The 17,938-nt window shown below is 40.2% G+C and carries 21 protein-coding genes; 11 read left to right on the forward strand and 10 right to left on the reverse strand.

Features of this window, described 5'->3' with window-relative positions; translation table 11 throughout:
• Positions 1-7: 7 nt before the first annotated feature.
• A complete protein-coding gene (locus CSV61_RS12425) occupies positions 8-448 on the reverse strand; it encodes a hypothetical protein (RefSeq protein WP_083033607.1) in 441 nt (146 codons plus the stop codon).
• A 223-nt stretch (positions 449-671) separates the two neighbouring features.
• Between CSV61_RS12425 and CSV61_RS12430 the strand changes: the two genes are divergently transcribed.
• Both CSV61_RS12430 and CSV61_RS12435 read left to right on the forward strand, forming a co-directional pair.
• A complete protein-coding gene (locus CSV61_RS12430; protein ID WP_083033608.1) occupies positions 672-2,027 on the forward strand; it encodes an alanine/glycine:cation symporter family protein in 1,356 nt (451 codons plus the stop codon).
• A 74-nt stretch (positions 2,028-2,101) separates the two neighbouring features.
• Positions 2,102-2,323: a DUF1128 domain-containing protein gene (locus CSV61_RS12435; RefSeq protein WP_083033610.1), complete on the forward strand. Its 222-nt coding sequence runs from the start codon at positions 2,102-2,104 to the stop codon at positions 2,321-2,323.
• Positions 2,324-2,351: 28 nt separating this feature from the next.
• On the opposite strand, the gene motB is transcribed toward CSV61_RS12435, so the two are convergent.
• Both motB and motA read right to left on the reverse strand, forming a co-directional pair.
• Positions 2,352-3,119 carry a flagellar motor protein MotB gene (motB, locus tag CSV61_RS12440; RefSeq protein ID WP_083033618.1) on the reverse strand — a complete coding sequence of 256 codons (768 nt, stop codon included), beginning with the start codon at positions 3,117-3,119 and terminating at the stop codon, positions 2,352-2,354.
• Positions 3,103-3,912 (reverse strand): flagellar motor stator protein MotA, encoded by an 810-nt coding sequence (motA, locus tag CSV61_RS12445; RefSeq protein ID WP_099639467.1) that lies wholly within the window; start codon positions 3,910-3,912, stop codon positions 3,103-3,105. Before motA ends, motB begins: the two co-directional genes overlap by 17 nt.
• A 185-nt stretch (positions 3,913-4,097) precedes the next feature.
• Between motA and CSV61_RS12450 the strand changes: the two genes are divergently transcribed.
• The 4 genes from CSV61_RS12450 (at position 4,098) to CSV61_RS12460 (ending at position 6,736) form a co-directional block, all read left to right on the forward strand.
• Positions 4,098-5,330: an aminopeptidase gene (locus CSV61_RS12450; RefSeq protein WP_099639468.1), complete on the forward strand. Its 1,233-nt coding sequence runs from the start codon at positions 4,098-4,100 to the stop codon at positions 5,328-5,330.
• Between the two features lie 107 nt (positions 5,331-5,437).
• Complete coding sequence (locus CSV61_RS16975) at positions 5,438-5,578, forward strand: hypothetical protein (protein ID WP_167693389.1); 141 nt, start codon at positions 5,438-5,440, stop codon at positions 5,576-5,578.
• Positions 5,579-5,686: 108 nt separating this feature from the next.
• Positions 5,687-6,265, forward strand: coding sequence for a beta-class carbonic anhydrase (locus CSV61_RS12455; protein ID WP_083033624.1), 579 nt, complete (start codon positions 5,687-5,689; stop codon positions 6,263-6,265).
• A 93-nt stretch (positions 6,266-6,358) separates the two neighbouring features.
• Complete coding sequence (locus CSV61_RS12460; protein ID WP_143561098.1) at positions 6,359-6,736, forward strand: hypothetical protein; 378 nt, start codon at positions 6,359-6,361, stop codon at positions 6,734-6,736.
• A gap of 83 nt (positions 6,737-6,819) precedes the next feature.
• Here the strand turns inward: CSV61_RS12460 and CSV61_RS12465 are convergent, their stop codons facing one another.
• The gene (locus CSV61_RS12465; protein WP_083033628.1) at positions 6,820-7,365 is read right to left on the reverse strand and encodes a GNAT family N-acetyltransferase; all 546 of its coding nucleotides are present in this window, start codon (positions 7,363-7,365) and stop codon (positions 6,820-6,822) included.
• A 231-nt stretch (positions 7,366-7,596) separates the two neighbouring features.
• On the opposite strand from CSV61_RS12465, the gene CSV61_RS12470 reads away from it, so the two are divergent.
• The 3 genes from CSV61_RS12470 to map all read left to right on the forward strand — a co-directional run bounded on the left by CSV61_RS12470 (position 7,597) and on the right by map (position 9,620).
• Positions 7,597-8,334: a hypothetical protein gene (locus CSV61_RS12470; protein ID WP_099639470.1), complete on the forward strand. Its 738-nt coding sequence runs from the start codon at positions 7,597-7,599 to the stop codon at positions 8,332-8,334.
• 101 nt (positions 8,335-8,435) lie between these two features.
• Positions 8,436-8,777, forward strand: a complete 342-nt coding sequence (locus CSV61_RS12475; protein ID WP_083033634.1) for a magnetosome magnetite crystal formation protein family — start codon at positions 8,436-8,438, stop codon at positions 8,775-8,777.
• Between the two features lie 93 nt (positions 8,778-8,870).
• Positions 8,871-9,620, forward strand: a complete 750-nt coding sequence (gene map / locus CSV61_RS12480) for a type I methionyl aminopeptidase (RefSeq protein ID WP_099639471.1) — start codon at positions 8,871-8,873, stop codon at positions 9,618-9,620.
• A 171-nt stretch (positions 9,621-9,791) separates the two neighbouring features.
• On the opposite strand, the gene CSV61_RS12485 is transcribed toward map, so the two are convergent.
• Both CSV61_RS12485 and CSV61_RS12490 read right to left on the reverse strand, forming a co-directional pair.
• Positions 9,792-10,973 (reverse strand): DEAD/DEAH box helicase, encoded by a 1,182-nt coding sequence (locus CSV61_RS12485; RefSeq protein WP_083033639.1) that lies wholly within the window; start codon positions 10,971-10,973, stop codon positions 9,792-9,794.
• 38 nt (positions 10,974-11,011) lie between these two features.
• The gene (locus CSV61_RS12490; RefSeq protein WP_099639472.1) at positions 11,012-12,055 is read right to left on the reverse strand and encodes a lipid II:glycine glycyltransferase FemX; all 1,044 of its coding nucleotides are present in this window, start codon (positions 12,053-12,055) and stop codon (positions 11,012-11,014) included.
• A gap of 282 nt (positions 12,056-12,337) precedes the next feature.
• On the opposite strand from CSV61_RS12490, the gene CSV61_RS12495 reads away from it, so the two are divergent.
• Entirely contained in the window at positions 12,338-14,071 is a 1,734-nt protein-coding gene (locus CSV61_RS12495) for a methyl-accepting chemotaxis protein (RefSeq protein WP_233193601.1), read from the forward strand.
• A gap of 49 nt (positions 14,072-14,120) precedes the next feature.
• Here the strand turns inward: CSV61_RS12495 and CSV61_RS12500 are convergent, their stop codons facing one another.
• The 3 genes from CSV61_RS12500 to CSV61_RS12510 all read right to left on the reverse strand — a co-directional run bounded on the left by CSV61_RS12500 (position 14,121) and on the right by CSV61_RS12510 (position 16,576).
• Positions 14,121-15,335 (reverse strand): carboxylate--amine ligase, encoded by a 1,215-nt coding sequence (locus CSV61_RS12500; protein WP_083033645.1) that lies wholly within the window; start codon positions 15,333-15,335, stop codon positions 14,121-14,123.
• Positions 15,336-15,410: 75 nt separating this feature from the next.
• Positions 15,411-16,112, reverse strand: coding sequence for an RluA family pseudouridine synthase (locus CSV61_RS12505; protein ID WP_083033646.1), 702 nt, complete (start codon positions 16,110-16,112; stop codon positions 15,411-15,413).
• Entirely contained in the window at positions 16,109-16,576 is a 468-nt protein-coding gene (locus tag CSV61_RS12510) for a low molecular weight protein-tyrosine-phosphatase (RefSeq protein WP_099639474.1), read from the reverse strand. The genes CSV61_RS12505 and CSV61_RS12510 overlap by 4 nt, the downstream gene beginning before the upstream one ends.
• Positions 16,577-16,795: 219 nt before the next feature.
• On the opposite strand from CSV61_RS12510, the gene CSV61_RS12515 reads away from it, so the two are divergent.
• Positions 16,796-17,170: an SLAP domain-containing protein gene (locus tag CSV61_RS12515; protein ID WP_099639475.1), complete on the forward strand. Its 375-nt coding sequence runs from the start codon at positions 16,796-16,798 to the stop codon at positions 17,168-17,170.
• A 44-nt stretch (positions 17,171-17,214) separates the two neighbouring features.
• Here the strand turns inward: CSV61_RS12515 and CSV61_RS12520 are convergent, their stop codons facing one another.
• Complete coding sequence (locus tag CSV61_RS12520; RefSeq protein WP_083033651.1) at positions 17,215-17,931, reverse strand: YebC/PmpR family DNA-binding transcriptional regulator; 717 nt, start codon at positions 17,929-17,931, stop codon at positions 17,215-17,217.
• Positions 17,932-17,938 lie beyond the last annotated feature (7 nt).

Raw genomic sequence — 17,938 nt, forward strand, 5'->3', positions numbered from 1 at the left:
TCTACCTTTATTTTTTCTCTAGTGGTATCACGTTTTTTTTTTGGATCATCGGAGGCAATGAAGCATCTCCATCTGTTGAAACAGAAGATGCAGCTGTAGAATCATCCTCGATGATGTGCTCATACTCTGATTTGGAATCAGCGATTGCTTCTTTTGTGTCCGCAAACATTTCTTTCACTTGCGGAGTCAGTGTCTTGATTTCATCGACCTGTGATTTGATGTAATTTACATCACCTTTCACTTGATCAACAAGAGTTTGTACTTTTTCTTTTTTCTGTTGGAATTCATTTTTTATAATATCCGGATTTTCTTTGTAATATAATACTTTTTCATACGACGTTCTTGCTGTAGTCATCGTGTGCTGTCTGGTTGCTCGGTCCAACATACTCACTGCAGCTCCAAGTAGTGCGCCGCCTAATACATATCTTCCAAATTTACTAGAACCCATACATTTTTCGCCTCCTTGTTCACGTTTACTTCTCACTTCATTATACCCATATTGCAACTTACCAAACAATCTTTGTTTCACTTTATTCAAAAAAGTCTTGACGAATCGTTCTATTTTTTAGATTATTAACAATAACATGTTAATAACAGAATCTACTGAAAGGAGCTGATTCTCGAAATCTCGGAAACGAATATACACATCTAAGAGAAATTGGGGGGATGAAATGGATAAGATCGAGAATTTCTTGACTACTGCGTCCGATTTAATATGGGGACCACCATTGCTCATTTTATTAATTGGTACCGGAATTTATTTAACACTACGCTTAACATTTATACAATTACGATTACTGCCCTATTCACTGAAACAAGTATTTACACGGAAACATGATAAAAAAGTAGACGGTGACATTTCACAGTTCCAAGCTCTCATGACCGCGATGGCCGCTACGGTCGGTGTTGGTAATATCGTCGGAGTTGCATCTGCTGTTGTAGCGGGTGGACCTGGTGCAATTTTCTGGATGTGGCTAGCCGGATTCTTCGGTATGGCAACAAAGTACAGTGAGGCAATCTTGGCTGTTAAGTATCGTGTCAAAGATTCCAACGGCTTAATGGCTGGCGGACCTATGTACTACCTCGAACATGGCCTGAAGCAAAAATGGCTCGGTGTACTATTTGCGATATTCGGTGCTTTGGCTGCGTTTGGAATTGGTAATGGAACACAATCTAAAGCAGTAGCAGACGTAATGAAAAGCACATTTGAAGTGCCCCACTATATTACGGGAATTGCATTAGTATTATTCGGTGCACTCGTTATACTCGGAGGTATTAAGTCAATTGGTCGTGTAACGGCATTTTTCGTACCCATCATGGCGTTATTCTATTTCATTGCCGGAGCCATCGTTATGATCTTAAATATCGAACAAGTTCCAGCAGCATTTGGTCTTATCTTTACGGATGCATTCACAGGCCAGGCAGTTGCCGGTGGTGCAATCGGTACAGTTATCCGATTCGGTGTTGCACGCGGACTCTTCTCTAACGAAGCGGGTCTCGGTTCTGCTCCAATCGCTGCAGCAGCTGCACGTACGGATTTGCCCGGGCGTCAGGCACTTGTTTCAATGACACAAGTATTATTCGATACGTTAATCATCTGTTCAATTACAGGTGTTACGATTGTAATGAGTAATAAATGGCAGGATCAATCAATTGATGCAGGTACCCTAACAGCTGAAGCGTTCGGTTCTTTCCTTGGTAGTGTCGGACCGATTTTAGTATCAATTGGACTTGTATTCTTTGCTACATCTACCATTTTAGGTTGGAGTTATTACGGTGAGAAGTGTTTCCAATACCTCTTCCCTAATCGTGTAGCAGTCCTTACCTATCGAATTATATTCGTAGCATTCATCTTTGTAGGGGCTACTGCATCACTAGATCTTGTATGGATTTTAGCAGATGTATTAAATGGCTTAATGGCGATTCCAAACTTAATTGGATTGCTCGGCTTGTCCGGTGTGGTCATTTTGGAAACCAGACGTTTTAAGAAGAAAATTGACGAAGAACGTGAAGAGTCTCGTAAGTAACGTCTCAAAGTACAGTTGACAGCCTTCTGCTTTCATGAAATGATAGTTTTCATTAGAGGAAAGGCGGTAAGAATATGGATTTATCTACAAAATCACCTGAGAATGTTTCCTACATGATTGAAAAGATTAAAGAAAAACTACGCATGGTAAATGTGGATGCGATGAAACCTGAAAATTTCAGTACAGAACAGTACGAAGATTTGTACTATATGTACGAAATGGTCATGAAACGCGACAACATCACACCGAATGAAATGCAAGCAATCGCTTCAGAACTTGGTTCTATGCGCAATTAAAAAAGCGACTCCACGTGGAGTCGCTTTTTTATTGCGTGGTGACCGGTGTGCCATCTTTTAAAACAAGTGGTTGAATCAGTACTTCTACTCTTCGATTTTTACTGCGATTTTCTATTGTATCATTCGGAACGATCGGCTTATACTCTCCATACCCTTTCGCACTGAATAGATTGGGATCAACTTCATTGTCTGCCACAATGATTTTCAAAAACTCTACCGCACGCATAACACTTAATTCCCAGTTCGATGAATATTGGGCATTGTTGATCGGTATATCGTCTGTATGACCTGTGATGACTACTTGGCGAGGTCTATCTAGTGTCAAAAGACGGGAAATATCATTCGCCAGTCTTTTGTACTCAGGATTGATTGTTGCTTCTCCCGATTTAAACAATACACTGTCCCGAATCGTCAGTAATAAGCCTTCACTTGTCATTTCAGTATCAAACTGATTTTCTAATTCATTCACGGCAATATACTCGTCCAAATCATCCTGGGTTTCTCCCAAGGATTGCTGATCTTCTACATAGGAGGAGTTTTCATCTTGCTCCCCTACCGAATCATCTGGAACAGGGGTAGTGGTTGGCGCGCTTTCACTCATAATTCCACTCCCACTTTCAAATATTTCACTGAATACTTTAGAGACTTCTGCAAATCGCCCTTCATCTACTGAACTCGTAGCAAATAATACGATGAATAATGCTAGTAATAGTGTCAGTAGATCGGCGTAAGGTAATAACCAGGACTCATTAATATGTTCTATTTCGTGTTTCTTTTTCTTACGCTTCTTCGCCAACTTTACCAGCTCCTTCGCCGCCATCAATAGCTAGCTTCTTCCGGTCTTCTACAGAAAGATAAGATGCCAATTTTTGTTCGATAACACGTGGTGCTTCCCCTTCCAATACGGAGAGTATGCCTTCAATCACCATGGTTCTTTGTCGAACTTCCTCTTTAGACTTACGTACGAGTTTATTGGAGAACGGATGCCATAAAACGTACCCTGTGAAAATCCCAAGCAATGTTGCAATAAATGCCGCAGAAATTGCATGACCTAACGCATCGATATTATTCATATCTTTTAGTGCTGCAATCAGTCCTACAACAGCTCCGAGAACCCCCAGCGTAGGGGCGTATGTACCAGCTTGTGAAAAGATTAAAGCTCCGACTGAATGACGCTCTTGCATCGCCTCAATTTCCTCACTTAATACATCCCGAATATAATCGGCATTTTGTCCGTCAATTGCCAAGCTCAATCCGTTTTTCAAAAACGGATCATTAATTTCATCTGTTTTTGCCTCCAATGCAAGCAATCCTTCTCGACGAGCAATATCAGCCCAAGAAGAGAAAAGACGAATTAATTCCGCATCTGATGCAAGTTTTTGCTGTGTGAAAATAATTTTGAATAATTTAGGTATCCTTTTTAATTCACTCATCGGAAAAGCAATGACAACAGCGGCAATCGTTCCTGCTATGATGATTAGGATCGCAGCCGGGTTAAGTAACGCGTCGGGTGTTACTCCTTTTAGCGTCATTCCAATAAGGAGAGCTGCAAATCCTAATACTAAACCTATAATTGTGGACAAATCCATGTATAAAGCCTCCAAATACTACATTCTACTTATTATTTCGGTTATTTTATGACGTTGTTTAGGGAAAACCATCGACTATTCTGAAGGAGCTGAGAGTATTTCATCCTATTTTGATTGCATTATCGTTGCGAACTGCGATCTGTACTTGTTAGAATTGTCACAACACGTAAAAAGGAGATGTCATGATGAATCAATTTCAAGATCAGCTTTCCAATTATGCTGACTTAGCTGTAAGAGTGGGGGTAAATATTCAACAGGACCAATATCTATTCATCAGCGCTTCTACTGAAAATACTTTATTTGTTCGACTAATTGTTGAAAAAGCTTATGATGCAGGGGCACGACAAGTGTTCGTAGACTGGGTAGACGATGTTGTTACACGTCTGCGTTATGAAAAGGCACCAGCTGATTCGTTTTCCGAGTTCCCCACGTGGAAACAGATAGAACGTGAACAGCTAGCTGAAAAAGGCGCTGCATTCATGTCAATCGTATCGCAAGATCCAGACTTATTAAATGGTATCGAGTCTAGCAGAATACGCGATAATCAAAAAGCTTCCAGCACTGCTCTCAACAAGTTCCGCCAAGCTATGCAGGCAGATAAGTTCAGCTGGACAGTCATTGCTGCACCTTCGACAGCGTGGGCGGCTAAAATCTTCCCTGACCTATCTACAGAGGAACAAGTACCCGCGCTATGGGATTCAATTTTACGTGCTGTAAGAGCTGATTTGCCAAATCCAGTGCAAGCATGGAAAGAGCATAATGAAAACTTGCATGAAAAAGTAGAGTATTTGAATAGTAAACACTATCGCAAACTTCATTATACAGCTCCAGGCACAGACCTAACAATAGAATTACCAGAAAAGCACTTATGGTGCGGAGCTGGTAGTGTTAATCAGGCTGGGCATGAGTTCATGGCCAATATGCCGACTGAAGAAGTCTTTACGGCACCGCTAAAAACTGGAGTGAATGGCTCTGTTACTAGCACTAAACCACTTAGCTATGCGGGAACGATCATTGATGACTTCACGATTCAATTTAAAGAAGGAAAAATTACAAACGTTACAGCTACCCAAGGCGAGGAAATACTGAAACAACTTGTTGATACTGATGAAGGTTCACAATTCCTTGGCGAAGTGGCACTCGTACCGCACGACTCACCTATTTCTAATTCAAATGTGTTATTCTACAATACATTATTTGATGAAAATGCTTCGAATCACTTGGCAATTGGAAGTGCCTATGCATTTTGTCTAGATGGCGGAAAAGAAATGGATACAGAACAACTACAAGCGAATGGATTGAATCAAAGCTTAACACACGTCGACTTTATGATTGGATCTGAAAAGATGGATATTGATGGAATTCTCGATGATGGGACAGTAGAGCCTGTCTTCCGTAACGGCAACTGGGCATTCTAAAATCCGTCACTTTTACTCCAAAGTTTACAGTAGCCCTTAATATTTTACTGAAAATCATGTATAATAGTGATGAGGACATAATACATTTCAGAAAGAGGGGCTTTCAAATGGCTTTAATGTATACAACAGTGATCGGTTACATGGTTGTTCTTGGACTTGCATCCTTGTTTACGATGCACTTCTTATCTGGATCAATGGATTCAAACGACTCCAATACTATTGATCCAAAACCAGAAGGCAGAAACTAATTTGCTTCTATTCCAGATTTAATGGATATAGATTTCATGATTAGAGTTGCCTAAAAAGGCAACTCTTTTCTTTTACATACTATAAACAGTACGGAGGAGATTATAACAATGACTTCACTATCCGAAATTATGAATTATAACAAAACGTTTGTGGAAGAAAAAAAGTATGAAGAGTTTGCTACTACGAAGTTTCCTAATAAACGAATTGTCATCCTTACATGTATGGATACAAGATTAATCGAGCTCCTCCCTAAAGCAATGAACTTAAAAAACGGTGATGCAAAAATTATTAAAAGTGCTGGCGCCATTATCACGTCTCCTTTTGGCGGTTTGATGCGCAGTATATTAGTTGCCGTTTATGAATTACAAGCAGATGAAGTATACGTGATCGGCCATCATGATTGTGGCATGAGCTCTATCAACACCGAACACATTATAGGAAATATGATTGAGCGTGGCGTAAACCCGGACATGTTCAAAACATTGAAGTACTCAGGTATCGATATGGAGAAATGGTTGCACGGTTTCAGCGATGTAACAGAAAGCGTGAAAAAGAGTGTGGACGCGATCCGCAACCACCCACTTATCCCAACTGACGTAAATGTACACGGTCTTGTTGTCGACCCTACAAACGGTAAGCTGGACATTATTGAAGATGGATACAAAGCACAAGAAGTATCTCTGTAAAAATATATCGTTGAAAAACCGGCCTCTTCACTGCTTGAAGAGGCCGGTTTTTTGTGTTTCTGTGAGGGTTTGGGGCGTGGGGTGTGGCTTAGCGTGCGGCTAGAGAGTATAGAGCGGTTGCGTGTCGACTATGAGCGGTTAGATCGCGTGTATGAGCGGATGCTAGATGATATAGAGCGGATACTTCGCGCGTTAGAGCGGTTCGGTATGAACTATGAGCGCTTACACGAAACTATGAGCGGCAATCGGGTGCCCACTGCTACTCCACTTCAGAATGAATGGCCTGACGTGCGGCTAGAGAGTATTGAGCGGTTGCGTGTCGACTATGAGCGGTTAGATCGCGTGTATGAGCGGTTACTAGATGATATAGAGCGGATACTTCGCGCATTAGAGCGGTTCGGTATGAACTATGAGCGACTACACGAAACTATGAGCGGCAACCACCGGGAGTCCACCGCTACCCCACCTTAAAAACTGCAAAAAACCGACACCTTCTATTCGAAGAGCCGGTTTTTCCATATAGTGATCCACTTTTCCAAAAAGGTCTTACCCTTTCAATAATCCTCTTCTACAATGGCATACATATAATGATCTTCCCATACGCCATTAATAAATAATAATTGGCGCAATAATCCTTCACGCCGAAACCGCGCTTTTTCCAATACTTTGACCGAACCAACATTACGAGGGGATACATATGCTTCCACCCTGTGTAGATTCACTTTTTCAAACGCAAATTGATTAATGAGTGCGACCGCTTCTGTGCCGATTCCTCTTCCTGTTTGCCGCTGATCAATGGAATACCCCACAAAACCACTGGAAAACGGTAACCGTTTAATGCTATACAATGAAATCTGGCCGATGATCAAACTTGTTTCCGAATCAAAAATACCGAAATTATACTCCCGTCGATCACGCATTTGATAGAGGGATTCTCGAATTTTATCCCGCTGCATTGCTACTGTGTAATACGTATTATCGTGCCGTGGTTCAAATTCCGTCCAATACTCCTTATTCGCAATAAGCAGCTGGGTGAACTGATACGCATCATCTTCTGTGAGTATCCGTAGGTAGCATTGCTCCCCTTCGAGTAAAATCATTTTTCCTCATCCTTTTCGAAGCATTCTGTTCTAACCTTCTACTTTGTTCAATTGATCCAAATGAAACGGAAATTCAGTACCAGTTACCTGAATTCAATAGTTCTTATTATAGTTTTTTTACATGTACAAGACAATAGAACGCCACAATTTCTCATTTGTAAAGGAAAATTCATACTTTTTCCCTCCACGGTTCTGGAATCTCTGTATACTGTTGTTCAGGAGGATTTTATCATGCTAAGAATTATTTTGATGGCACTTTCGTTGCTCATCATGATTGGAACTCATATCGCTGCCAATTTAATCCCACTTAATGGACTAACTACTTGGGAGATTGCTAATCGAGTGCCGGTTCTATTCATGCCTGCAGAGTACGTCTTTTCAATTTGGATAGTGCTAGATCTATTACTTGTCAGTTGGTTATACTTATTTTTCAAAACATCAGATAGTCTCTCTTCATTCGTTGCTAACTTACGTGCAGTTACATTCTCAATCAGCTGCTTCTTTAATATTGCATGGCTTTTATTGTGGCATTATAGTTATTATTACTGGGCTATTGTTAGCGTAATCGCCCTATTAATTTGTTTACTAGTTCTGTATTTCAGTTATCCAAAAAAAGACGAAACGAATCGGGAACGACTTCCGATTTCAGCTTATATGGCATGGATTTTCATCGCAGTCATCGCAAATTCTAACTATGCTTTCAAATTCCATGATTGGACAGGATGGGGTTTGAGTGATCCGCTATGGACAGTCCTTTTCTTAACTTTAACAGCAGCGATCGCTTTACATTTTATGTATCATTACCGTGACTCTATGTTTAATTTAATCATTATTTGGTCTTTCATCGGTATCGCCATAAAAAATGGAACCGATGAGCTATTTGTTTCAACAGCCGCTTTATTTCTTTCCGCAGTAATCGGTTTTACACTAGTTATGGGCCAGCGTTTTTCAAAGCCCAAACAATTATAACACGGTGCCAATGGGGCAACCGTGTTTTTTTCATGATTATACCGTAAACTAGGGTATAGGTTAGAGTATGGACTATCATGCTAGAGAGTGGAGGTTACGCTATGTCAAATTCAAAATTATTGTCTTCGCTTAGTTATTTCAGTGTCTTTTTCGCCCCCCTTCTATTGCCGATCATCATTTATTTCGTTGCGGATGAATTCGAAGTTCGCCGTCATGCCAAAAAGGCACTCGTTTCACATGTCGTTCCTATGGCATTACTGATTGCTGGCTTCATCATCATGTCCTTTTCGATATTTTCCTTTAACGTTGATACCATCACTAATACAAATAATAATATGATGTTCTGGGGATTCGTTCCTATACTATTCATCATTTTATATGGTTTGTTGTTTGTAAGCGTCCTAATTTGGAATGTCTATCAAGGTGTAAAAGTCTTGAAATAAGGAATAGAAGAACAAGCGAATCATTAAAAAAACATCAATAAAGTATGATATAGTAGAATTGAATAAATTGTACGGAAGAAAGGACTTGTAAACATGATTGTAAAAAATGATGAACAATTAGAGGGGTTACGGGCAATTGGTAAAATCGTTGCAGAGATTCGTGAAACGTTGAAAGATGCTACCGTACCTGGCATCACAACGAAAGAACTTGATGATATGGCTGGTCGCCTGTTCGCTGAAAAAGGTGCTGTTTCCGCTCCTATTGACCAGTATGACTTCCCTGGCTATACATGTATCAGTGTCAACCATCAGGTAGCGCACGGCATTCCAGGAAGCTACAAGATCCAAGACGGTGATCTTGTGAATATAGATGTTTCTGGGTCAGCCGGCGGCTACTTTGCAGACACGGGTATTTCATTTGTAGCAGGTACACCTGACGAGCAAAAGCAGAAGTTATGCGACGTAGCAAAGTCTGCCTTGGATCGCGCGTTATTGAAAGTAAAAGCGGGTTCTAGTTTGAATCAAATCGGTAAAGCAGTAGAGCGTGAAGCGAAAGATCACGGCTTGCATGTGATCAAAAATTTAACTGGCCACGGAATTGGTACATCTCTTCACGAAGAGCCTCAGCATGTTCTGAATTATTACGACCCTTGGGATAAAACGTTATTGAAGGACGGTATGGTTCTTGCGGTAGAACCGTTCATTTCGCATGCGGCTGAGCATGTAATTGAGTTAGATGACGGTTGGACATTTGTTACGCCTGACAAGTCACTCGTTGCACAGATAGAGCATACGATTGTCGTGACGAAGGGGCAGCCTATTATTTTAACTCAGCTTGATTAATGAAATGATGTGAATGAGTGTGTGCGGATGTTTCCGTGCATGCTCATTTTTTTGCTGCGGAATTTTGGAGTGATTTCCTACTAATCGAAAGAAAAAACTGAAGACTTGCCCCCCTAATACGAGGGCAGTCTTCAGTTTTTGCGTATCGTCGTTTGGTTGATACGTTTTTTATTATTTCTTTTTCTTAACTTTCGGTTTGGATTTCTTTGGCGCCGCTTTTTTCAAATCGTCAACTGTTTTGGAGTTTCCTTCGATCAGTTGTCCATTGTACCAAACTTTTTGGACAGTTTTGAAGCCTTTGGAAACTTTACGGTAGTCGCGTTCTTCTGGATAGGATAGAAGTGTCAGGACTTCTCCGTCTGCTCCGGCGCGGCCTGTTCTTCCTGATCTATGCACATATTGTTCCGCTGTGTGCGGTACGTCGACATGGATGACGTGTGTTAGTCCTTCAATATCCAATCCTCGTGCTGCTAAGTCTGTAGCGATGAGGATCCGAATAGTGCCTTTTCTGAAGTCTTCCAACGTTTTCTGGCGGTCGAGTTTTTTCATGTCAGAATAAAGGACTGCAATCGGCGCATCGTTGTAGAGTAGTTTCAGCTCTTTCATGCGCAATTGATCGACATTATTCATGAATGTTAGTGCTCGTACGCCTGATAATGCGGAAATGCCTCGCAATATATCCGTCTTTTTACGTTCATCTACTTTTACGTATGAATGAATCACTTGACCGCTATTTGGAATTTCATCTGAATTGACTTGCAACCGAATCGGATCATTCATCAATTGTTTAGCCACGAGTTCGATTTCATCCGTAATTGTGGCTGACACAACCGCTAACTGACGTTCAGGGTTTGCTGCTTCAATCAAACTTTTTACCAATACGCGATATTCACGAGACAGAAGTTGATCCGCTTCGTCTATGACCAAGTATTGAATATCATACATTTTCAACTTTCTTTCTCTTACTAGTTCATTTAATCTTCCTGGTGTACCGACAACAATTGTCGGTTTCTTTTTCAGTTTTTCGACCTGGCGTTGCATGTTTGCGCCGCCAATCAACTGAGTCACTGTTACAGAAGTTCCTTCAACCAACTCACGGATCACATTGACAATCTGCATGGATAGCTCTTGTGATGGCGTGATGATTAACGCCTGTGTCTTCGGTAGGTTCCCGTCGACCATTTGGATTACAGGTAACGTATACGCTAGTGTCTTACCTGTTCCTGTTGGTGATTCAGCTACTATATCTTTGCCTGACAACATCTCGGGTATCATTTGAGACTGAATGGGCATAGGCTGCTTAAATTTCCATTTTGTGCGCAAAGATTCATTCAGCTCGTCTAAAAAATTCATTCGGTTCACTCTTTTCTATAGTTGAGGACTTCAACCGGTTATTTTTTTTGAAGCTTCTTTTTCAACTTCTGAATTTTAGGCACTACTTTCACAAACATATTATAAATGAATGGCTTATACACTTTATCAATTTCACCGATAAATTCTGTCACTCCGTCTACTTGACAAAAACTGTTTTTAAAATTATATAATCCATCTTGCTCACTGTCGAGTACGAATACTCCACCAAGGTCATACTGGTCCGCACCGATTTCCAGTCCCCACTTCATCATTTCATAGTTCATTAGGTAACTGGGATTCAAGTTACGCTTCGTATTGGAACTACCTGCGTATAAGTAATACAATTTTCCGTTATAGTTGATAGTTACAGCACCGGCTAAGTAGTCGTCTTCATGCTTAGCTATATAAATGCGTAAATCATCGAATGCTTCTCGCATTTTGACGAAATAATCATATGAACGAATAGAGATTTGGTTCCGAACAGACATTTCTTCATGGATCTCAAAGAATTTCTTTAAATATTCATCACTACGTGAATAAGATACCTCTACACCTTTACGTGCCGAGCTTCGGATTTTACTTCGCGTTCTACTACGGAATTTGAGCATTAAAGAATCTTCATCCTCGTCCGTCAGTTTAACAATCATATTGTAGCGAGGCTGGATTAACTCTTCTTTACCCGCGCCTTCGTTGCGTACTATGTAACCTGCATCACGATATAACTTGTCCAATTCATCCGTATACAGCTGTTCAGGATCCATTTTTAATGCAAAGGCTTTATGTTTTTTCACTAGTACTTCTGCCTCTTTAATCAATTCTTCAACTAGCTTCTGATCATGTAAATCGCAAATAGGTCCACGTGGTGCATATAGTAATGAAAAACCGCCTGGTACCTTTCGTATCAATAAGGACATAGCGGCTACAATTTCTCCATCACGTTCTACATATACTTGCTCATTACCCCAATCATCTTTTACATGTGCCCAATTGGGATCTTGTGTAATCGAACGAAACGGAGAATTTCTCATAAACGTTTCATATCTTTTAACATCTTTTGCATTGCTTTTATCTAAAATCGGCACTGCTCGAACACTCCTTACATTACTATAGCTCCATACAATATCCGTTTTTACTTTTTGAAAATCTTAAAGAACCGTACAGCCACAGCTCTATTAAGTGTAGCCTACTGCATTTTTCAAGTCAAGAATCGAAGAGTACACAGCTGCCATTTAACAACGAAGCTAGAAATTTAAGTAATAAATTACTAGTAATTGAGACAATCTATTCCGTTATTAATTAGAATAGCCTATACTGTAATAAGGGATAAAGGTTTCACATAAAAGATGCAAAAGGGGGATTACGTATTGAAAGGTTCAGTACGCAACAAGTTGATAGCGCTTGCAGCTCTAGTTATTTTAATACCACTTCTCGCTGTAGGAATCGTCAATTATTTTGTAGCGAAGCAAGAGCTTGAGAAAGTCGGGGAGATGGGTTTACAGAAAGGGACGTATGCTGTCCTAGATTTAATCGATGAGCTCAATGTTCAAGTAGAGAATGGCACAATTAGTTTAGAAGACGCACAAGAACGAGCTAAAGACAAAATTATGGGACCTATGGCTGCTGACGGTACTAGACCTTTAGACAATCCAGCAAAATACGGAGAGAATTTTTACTTCTATGTAGTGGATCAGGAAGGTACTTTGCTTGTGCACCCGCAAAAAGAAGGAGAAAGCTTGTATGAATCCAAAACAAAAGATGGTCGTTACTTCATTCGTGAAGTAATCTTAGAAGCTAAAAACGGAGGCGGTTATGTACAGTATGACTGGCCGCTGCCAAGCAATCTGAATGTAGAAGCACCAAAAATTACTTACGGCTTAGAAGATCCTAATTGGGGATGGATCGTAGTAGCTGGAACCTATTTAGTAGACTTTAATGCTGGAGCCAAAAATGTTTTATGGTACACATTAATTTCTATCATTATTTCTATTATTGTAGGGGTTACACTATTCTCTATTTTCTCAGGGCGTTTGACATCATACATTAAGAATATCCGCCTCATTACAGCTGAAATAGCACAAGGTAAACTGTCAGGTGAAGATATTCCGATCCGTTCACGTGATGAGCTCGGCCACTTAGCTGAAAATGTGAATACGATGAAAAATAATCTAAATGAGATGGTCGGTCGGACAAGACTTTCTTCAGATCGAATGAGAACATCTTCTGAAACACTTAGCGCAATTACAGAAGAAGCAACTGCATCGGCTGACGAAATTCACAGCGCGATTACTGAAGTATCTTCAGGTGCGGTATTGCAATCTGAGGAAGCAGATGTTGCTATCACAAAAGTTGGGCAATTATCTACGCTGATTTCCAACGCATCAGCACAATATGAACATGTCGTGACGGAGATGCACAGCATGAATGATCTACAAAGTTCAGGTATGCAAAAAGCCGAAACTTTAGAGGAAAACTCTGCTAACTTCCACATCGTAATCAACGATTTGCAAGGTAATTTCTCACAACTCGTATCTAGAATGAATGAGATCCAAGCCATCGTTCTAACGATTTCATCGATCTCAGAACAAACGAATTTATTGGCATTAAACGCTAGTATTGAAGCCGCTCGCGCAGGTGAACACGGAAAAGGATTCGCTGTAGTAGCAAATGAAGTACGTCAATTATCTGAAGACACAAACGAGGCAACTACGAGAGTTCGCGACCTACTAGTGCATATCCGAAAAGATACGACGTCTGCTGAAAATCAAATGAAACACACATTAGATTTGACGAGTAATCAAGAAGGCACGATTATAGATACAAAAAATGCTTTTGAACAATTATCCGATTCCATCCTCAACATCACATCCCTGTTGAAAACTATGGAAAGTGATATGAGTAGCATGGACGAAAATCGACAACATGTCGTTCAGGCAATTGATCAAATTGCAGCAGTCGCAACTGAATCAGCGGCAGCTACAGAACAAGTCAATGCATCTATCGATGAACAAAAAGCTGCCATCAACACGATTATGCATGCTTCTCTCGACCTTCACACAGAAGCCGAAAATATGCATGACCTAGTAGACCGATTCAGCTAAATACTGAAGTAAAGTTAAAAAATCCCTGCAAATGCGCAGGGATTTTTTCTTATTCGACAGCATTTTTATATTTCTTGTAGTAGTTAATTTGACGCATCAGTAAATACAATTTACGCTTCATATGCTTATCTTTATTATAAAATAAAGGATTACCATACTTTCCTGCTTTGATCAAAGATCGAATCTCTTTTTCCATAGGTGGATTATCGACAAACTTTTTCAATACTGCTTTTGGTACGACAGTAAATAAGAAATGATCATCTAAATAGGTTAACGGCTTTTCCTTCCCGTATACTAAGTCATCGACCAAGTATTTCGCCATATTCTCACCACACTGCGTAATGTAATAACTTGAACGTCCTTGACGAATATTCACTTCAAACGCTTTAAATTTCCCATCGCGCTCATCGTATTTCAAGTCGAAGTTTCCGTATCCAACGTAACCAATCGCTTCTAGGAACTTCGCAAGTTTCGTCATGATCTCTTCATTATAACGCGTAATCAATGCAGTGTAGTTTCCAATTGCCGTCATGGCACGTTCTTGTAGTACCACTTGTGCCAATGTGATTAACTGTGCTTTACCGTGCTGATCAGCATAATATACAGCATCCCACATATACGTATCGTCGCCAGGGATGAAATCCTGAATGATCAGATCTTCCGTATACCCACTAGCTTTTACCATCTGGATAATACGGTTGATTTCTTCATATGTATCGACTTTATAAATCTTCTGCAAGCCTTCAAACGGATGGCGATAGTATTGCACCCCGTCGCTCGGCTTGATGATGACTGGAAACAGTACTTTTTCTGTAAATGGTTCATCAGATAAACACGAGTGAAAGTACGTGGAAGGTGTATCTATTCCATGTTCTGCACATAATTCATAGAAATTTTTCTTAATATACACGGCATTCATAATTTCTTCATCGATATAATTGAACAGGAAATCTTCTTGTAAAGCTTCTCGCTGCTCAATGATTAGTCGGACATATAAGTCATCCGTTCCAACTAGAACTAGTTTTTGATCAGCAGTACGATATTTTTTGGCGATTTCACGTAAAAACTGGACGAATATTTCAGGATCATGCAAACCTGGATTCAATTCTTGGATATCTGTAATTGTACTATAACTTGTGAACGGCAATGGTTCTCTACCTACAATTACAGGCTTAATGTCGTACTCTTCATGAAATGAAATCGCCATATTATAGGCGTTAATATTAGTTCCGACAATAATCGGAATAAAAGAATGCTTACTCATAAATTCCTCCAACAGACGTTTTACCATTTAGTGTAGTTGCACCGATTTCGTAAGTCAAGAATGGACCGTCCGTCACTAACCATATGTTTTATAAACTTGATCGTGCGTAGCATATAATTCCCAAGGATAAACTCGTGGTGCTTCTGAAGTAAATTGCATCTTTTCCTTTGTTGTTGGATGTTCGAATTCTAACGTGTGCGCCCATAATGCAATCTGTTCGCCACGCTTATTCATCGAATTCCCATATTTCTGATCACCATAAAGCGGAAATCCTTCTGTTGCCATTTGTACGCGAATTTGGTGTGATCGTCCTGTATGCAGACGTACACTTACTAAACTTTGATCAATTTTGCTATCGAGTACTTGATAATCCAAACTGGCCACCTTCCCTCCCGGATGATTTGGCTTCACACTGTACACTTGATTTTTTTGACGATTCTTGTATAAATAATGCTGAAGAGTAGATTGTTTTTTTCGTGGCACACCACGGAGTACTGCTAAGTATTTCCGTTCAATGATACCGCGACGAAGCTGATCGGATAGACGAGATGCCGCTTTAGAAGTTTTAGCAAATACCATCACACCGCCTACAGGACGATCAAGACGATGCACTAAGCCAAGGTAAACCTTCCCTGGCTTTTGATAACGTCTCTTAATATCTTGCTTTAAAATAGTCAATACGTCCAAGTCTCCGCTCTCATCTTCTTGCACCGGTATATTGACCGGCTTTTCAACGACTAAGAGATGGTTATCTTCATATATTACAGGAATCTTCATTCAATGGATGCCTCCTTTTTAATAAGCTCCAATAATGCTTGACAACCTTCGAGCACTAAGTCATATGTTTCTTGGAAATCGCCAGTGAAGTATGGATCGGGAACATCTTTTTGATGACTAGTCAAATCTAAAAAACGAATCACACGTTGATGATCATGATCACCAAATATGTTGTGAATGTTCCGGATGTTTTCCGCGTCCATCCCGATAATATAATCAAATTCCTCTGCATCTTTCACATTCAACTGACGACCCGCCATTCCAGCTGCAGATACTTGGAATTCCGCTAGTTTAGACAGCGTTCCTTCATGAGGTGCTTTCCCTACATGCCAATCACTTGTTCCAGCAGAGTCCACTTCGATGCGATTCTCCAATCGTTCGTCATGAATCATCTTACGAAATACTCCTTCGGCCATAGGTGAGCGACAAATATTTCCGAGACAAACGAATAATACACGTATCATACGACTCTCTCCTTTTACTACTATATTTCTACTCCAGTATACATCATTAGATGACTTCCTTCATTCTATGTACAGTAATCGTGATATTTCTAGTGTTATGAAATACTTATAGTGCACAAGAGAAGTAAGTCGTAGTGAATATTTTTTATTATTCTATGATATAATAGGACTTAAATATCAAAACCAAGGGAATGATATAGGAAGAAGGAGGTCTAAACTATGCAAATTGTGTTTGAAGCTACGTGGGAAGCTACTTTATCAGATCAACAAAAACAAGCTTTTATTCATCAATATGAAACTAAAAGATGTAAACAGGAAGAGTTTACAGCCACACCCATCCTGTTAAAACATAAACGCAATGGTGGATTAGTCGCTACTGTATTTTTACAAAATAATCGTGATGAAGTTTTATCTTTTCAGGAAGCTACAGTATGTGTAGTGAATGAGCAAGGAGTAACAGTAGCCGAGGAGACTTTTTCATTGACCCTCGACATTCCACCATATTCCGCCACTCCTTGGTCTTTCGTCTTTTTACCCACTCACGTAGATTTCATCGAAGAACCTACTGACGAATGGAAAGTCATCATAAAGTAATACAAAAAACAGCCGTTCCATTACATTATGGAACAGCTGTTTTTTTAAGCTAAATCAACATTATGATGAACTTGTTGTACATCTTCCAAATCATCGAGCGCTTCGACCATTTTTTCAAACTGCTCTTGGGCTTCTTCATCCAATGAAACCTCATTCTGAGCAATCATAGACAACTCAGCTACGGTAAAGTCTGTAACACCAGCTTGACGGAACGCTTCTTGTACTTCATGGAAATGGGAGGGATCTGCGTATACTACTACTTGCCCATCTTCCTCCTCGATATCATTTACATCTACGTCTGCTTCCATCAATAACTCTAATACTTCATCTTCTGTTTTGCCTTCAATACCGATAATAGCGGCCGGATCAAACATGTAAGCAACAGAACCACTTACTCCCATGTTTCCTCCATTTTTACCGAAAGCGGCACGCACTTCAGAAACTGTCCGATTGACGTTATTTGTTAATGCGTCCACGATAACCATGGAGCCGTTCGGTCCGAATCCTTCATAACGAAGTTCATCAAAGTTTTCTTCACCGCCACCTTTTGCCTTTTCAATCGCACGGTCAATAATGGCTTTCGGTACGTTGTATGTTTTTGCGCGCTCGAGTACGAATTTCAGCGCTTGGTTGGATTCAGGACTGGGATCACCTGATTTTGCTGCTACATATATTTCACGGCCAAACTTTGCATAGATTCTACTTGTGTTCGCATCTTTAGACGCTTTTTTTTCTTTAATGTTATTCCATTTACGGCCCATTGGGTGC

This window comes from Sporosarcina sp. P3 (assembly GCF_002743415.1).
GTDB lineage: Bacteria > Bacillota > Bacilli > Bacillales_A > Planococcaceae > Sporosarcina > Sporosarcina ureae_A.

What these genes read in the sequence shown, in the direction of transcription:
- CSV61_RS12425 (WP_083033607.1), bottom strand. Translation starts at nt 448, where the DNA reads ATGGGTTCTAGTAAATTTGGAAGATATGTATTAGGCGGCGCACTACTT.
- CSV61_RS12430 (WP_083033608.1), top strand. Translation starts at nt 672, where the DNA reads ATGGATAAGATCGAGAATTTCTTGACTACTGCGTCCGATTTAATATGG.
- CSV61_RS12435 (WP_083033610.1), top strand. Translation starts at nt 2,102, where the DNA reads ATGGATTTATCTACAAAATCACCTGAGAATGTTTCCTACATGATTGAA.
- motA (WP_099639467.1), bottom strand. Translation starts at nt 3,912, where the DNA reads ATGGATTTGTCCACAATTATAGGTTTAGTATTAGGATTTGCAGCTCTC.
- CSV61_RS12450 (WP_099639468.1), top strand. Translation starts at nt 4,098, where the DNA reads ATGAATCAATTTCAAGATCAGCTTTCCAATTATGCTGACTTAGCTGTA.
- CSV61_RS16975 (WP_167693389.1), top strand. Translation starts at nt 5,438, where the DNA reads ATGGCTTTAATGTATACAACAGTGATCGGTTACATGGTTGTTCTTGGA.
- CSV61_RS12455 (WP_083033624.1), top strand. Translation starts at nt 5,687, where the DNA reads ATGACTTCACTATCCGAAATTATGAATTATAACAAAACGTTTGTGGAA.
- CSV61_RS12465 (WP_083033628.1), bottom strand. Translation starts at nt 7,365, where the DNA reads ATGATTTTACTCGAAGGGGAGCAATGCTACCTACGGATACTCACAGAA.
- CSV61_RS12470 (WP_099639470.1), top strand. Translation starts at nt 7,597, where the DNA reads ATGCTAAGAATTATTTTGATGGCACTTTCGTTGCTCATCATGATTGGA.
- CSV61_RS12475 (WP_083033634.1), top strand. Translation starts at nt 8,436, where the DNA reads ATGTCAAATTCAAAATTATTGTCTTCGCTTAGTTATTTCAGTGTCTTT.
- map (WP_099639471.1), top strand. Translation starts at nt 8,871, where the DNA reads ATGATTGTAAAAAATGATGAACAATTAGAGGGGTTACGGGCAATTGGT.
- CSV61_RS12485 (WP_083033639.1), bottom strand. Translation starts at nt 10,973, where the DNA reads ATGAATTTTTTAGACGAGCTGAATGAATCTTTGCGCACAAAATGGAAA.
- CSV61_RS12500 (WP_083033645.1), bottom strand. Translation starts at nt 15,335, where the DNA reads ATGAGTAAGCATTCTTTTATTCCGATTATTGTCGGAACTAATATTAAC.
- CSV61_RS12505 (WP_083033646.1), bottom strand. Translation starts at nt 16,112, where the DNA reads ATGAAGATTCCTGTAATATATGAAGATAACCATCTCTTAGTCGTTGAA.
- CSV61_RS12510 (WP_099639474.1), bottom strand. Translation starts at nt 16,576, where the DNA reads ATGATACGTGTATTATTCGTTTGTCTCGGAAATATTTGTCGCTCACCT.
- CSV61_RS12515 (WP_099639475.1), top strand. Translation starts at nt 16,796, where the DNA reads ATGCAAATTGTGTTTGAAGCTACGTGGGAAGCTACTTTATCAGATCAA.
- CSV61_RS12520 (WP_083033651.1), bottom strand. Translation starts at nt 17,931, where the DNA reads ATGGGCCGTAAATGGAATAACATTAAAGAAAAAAAAGCGTCTAAAGAT.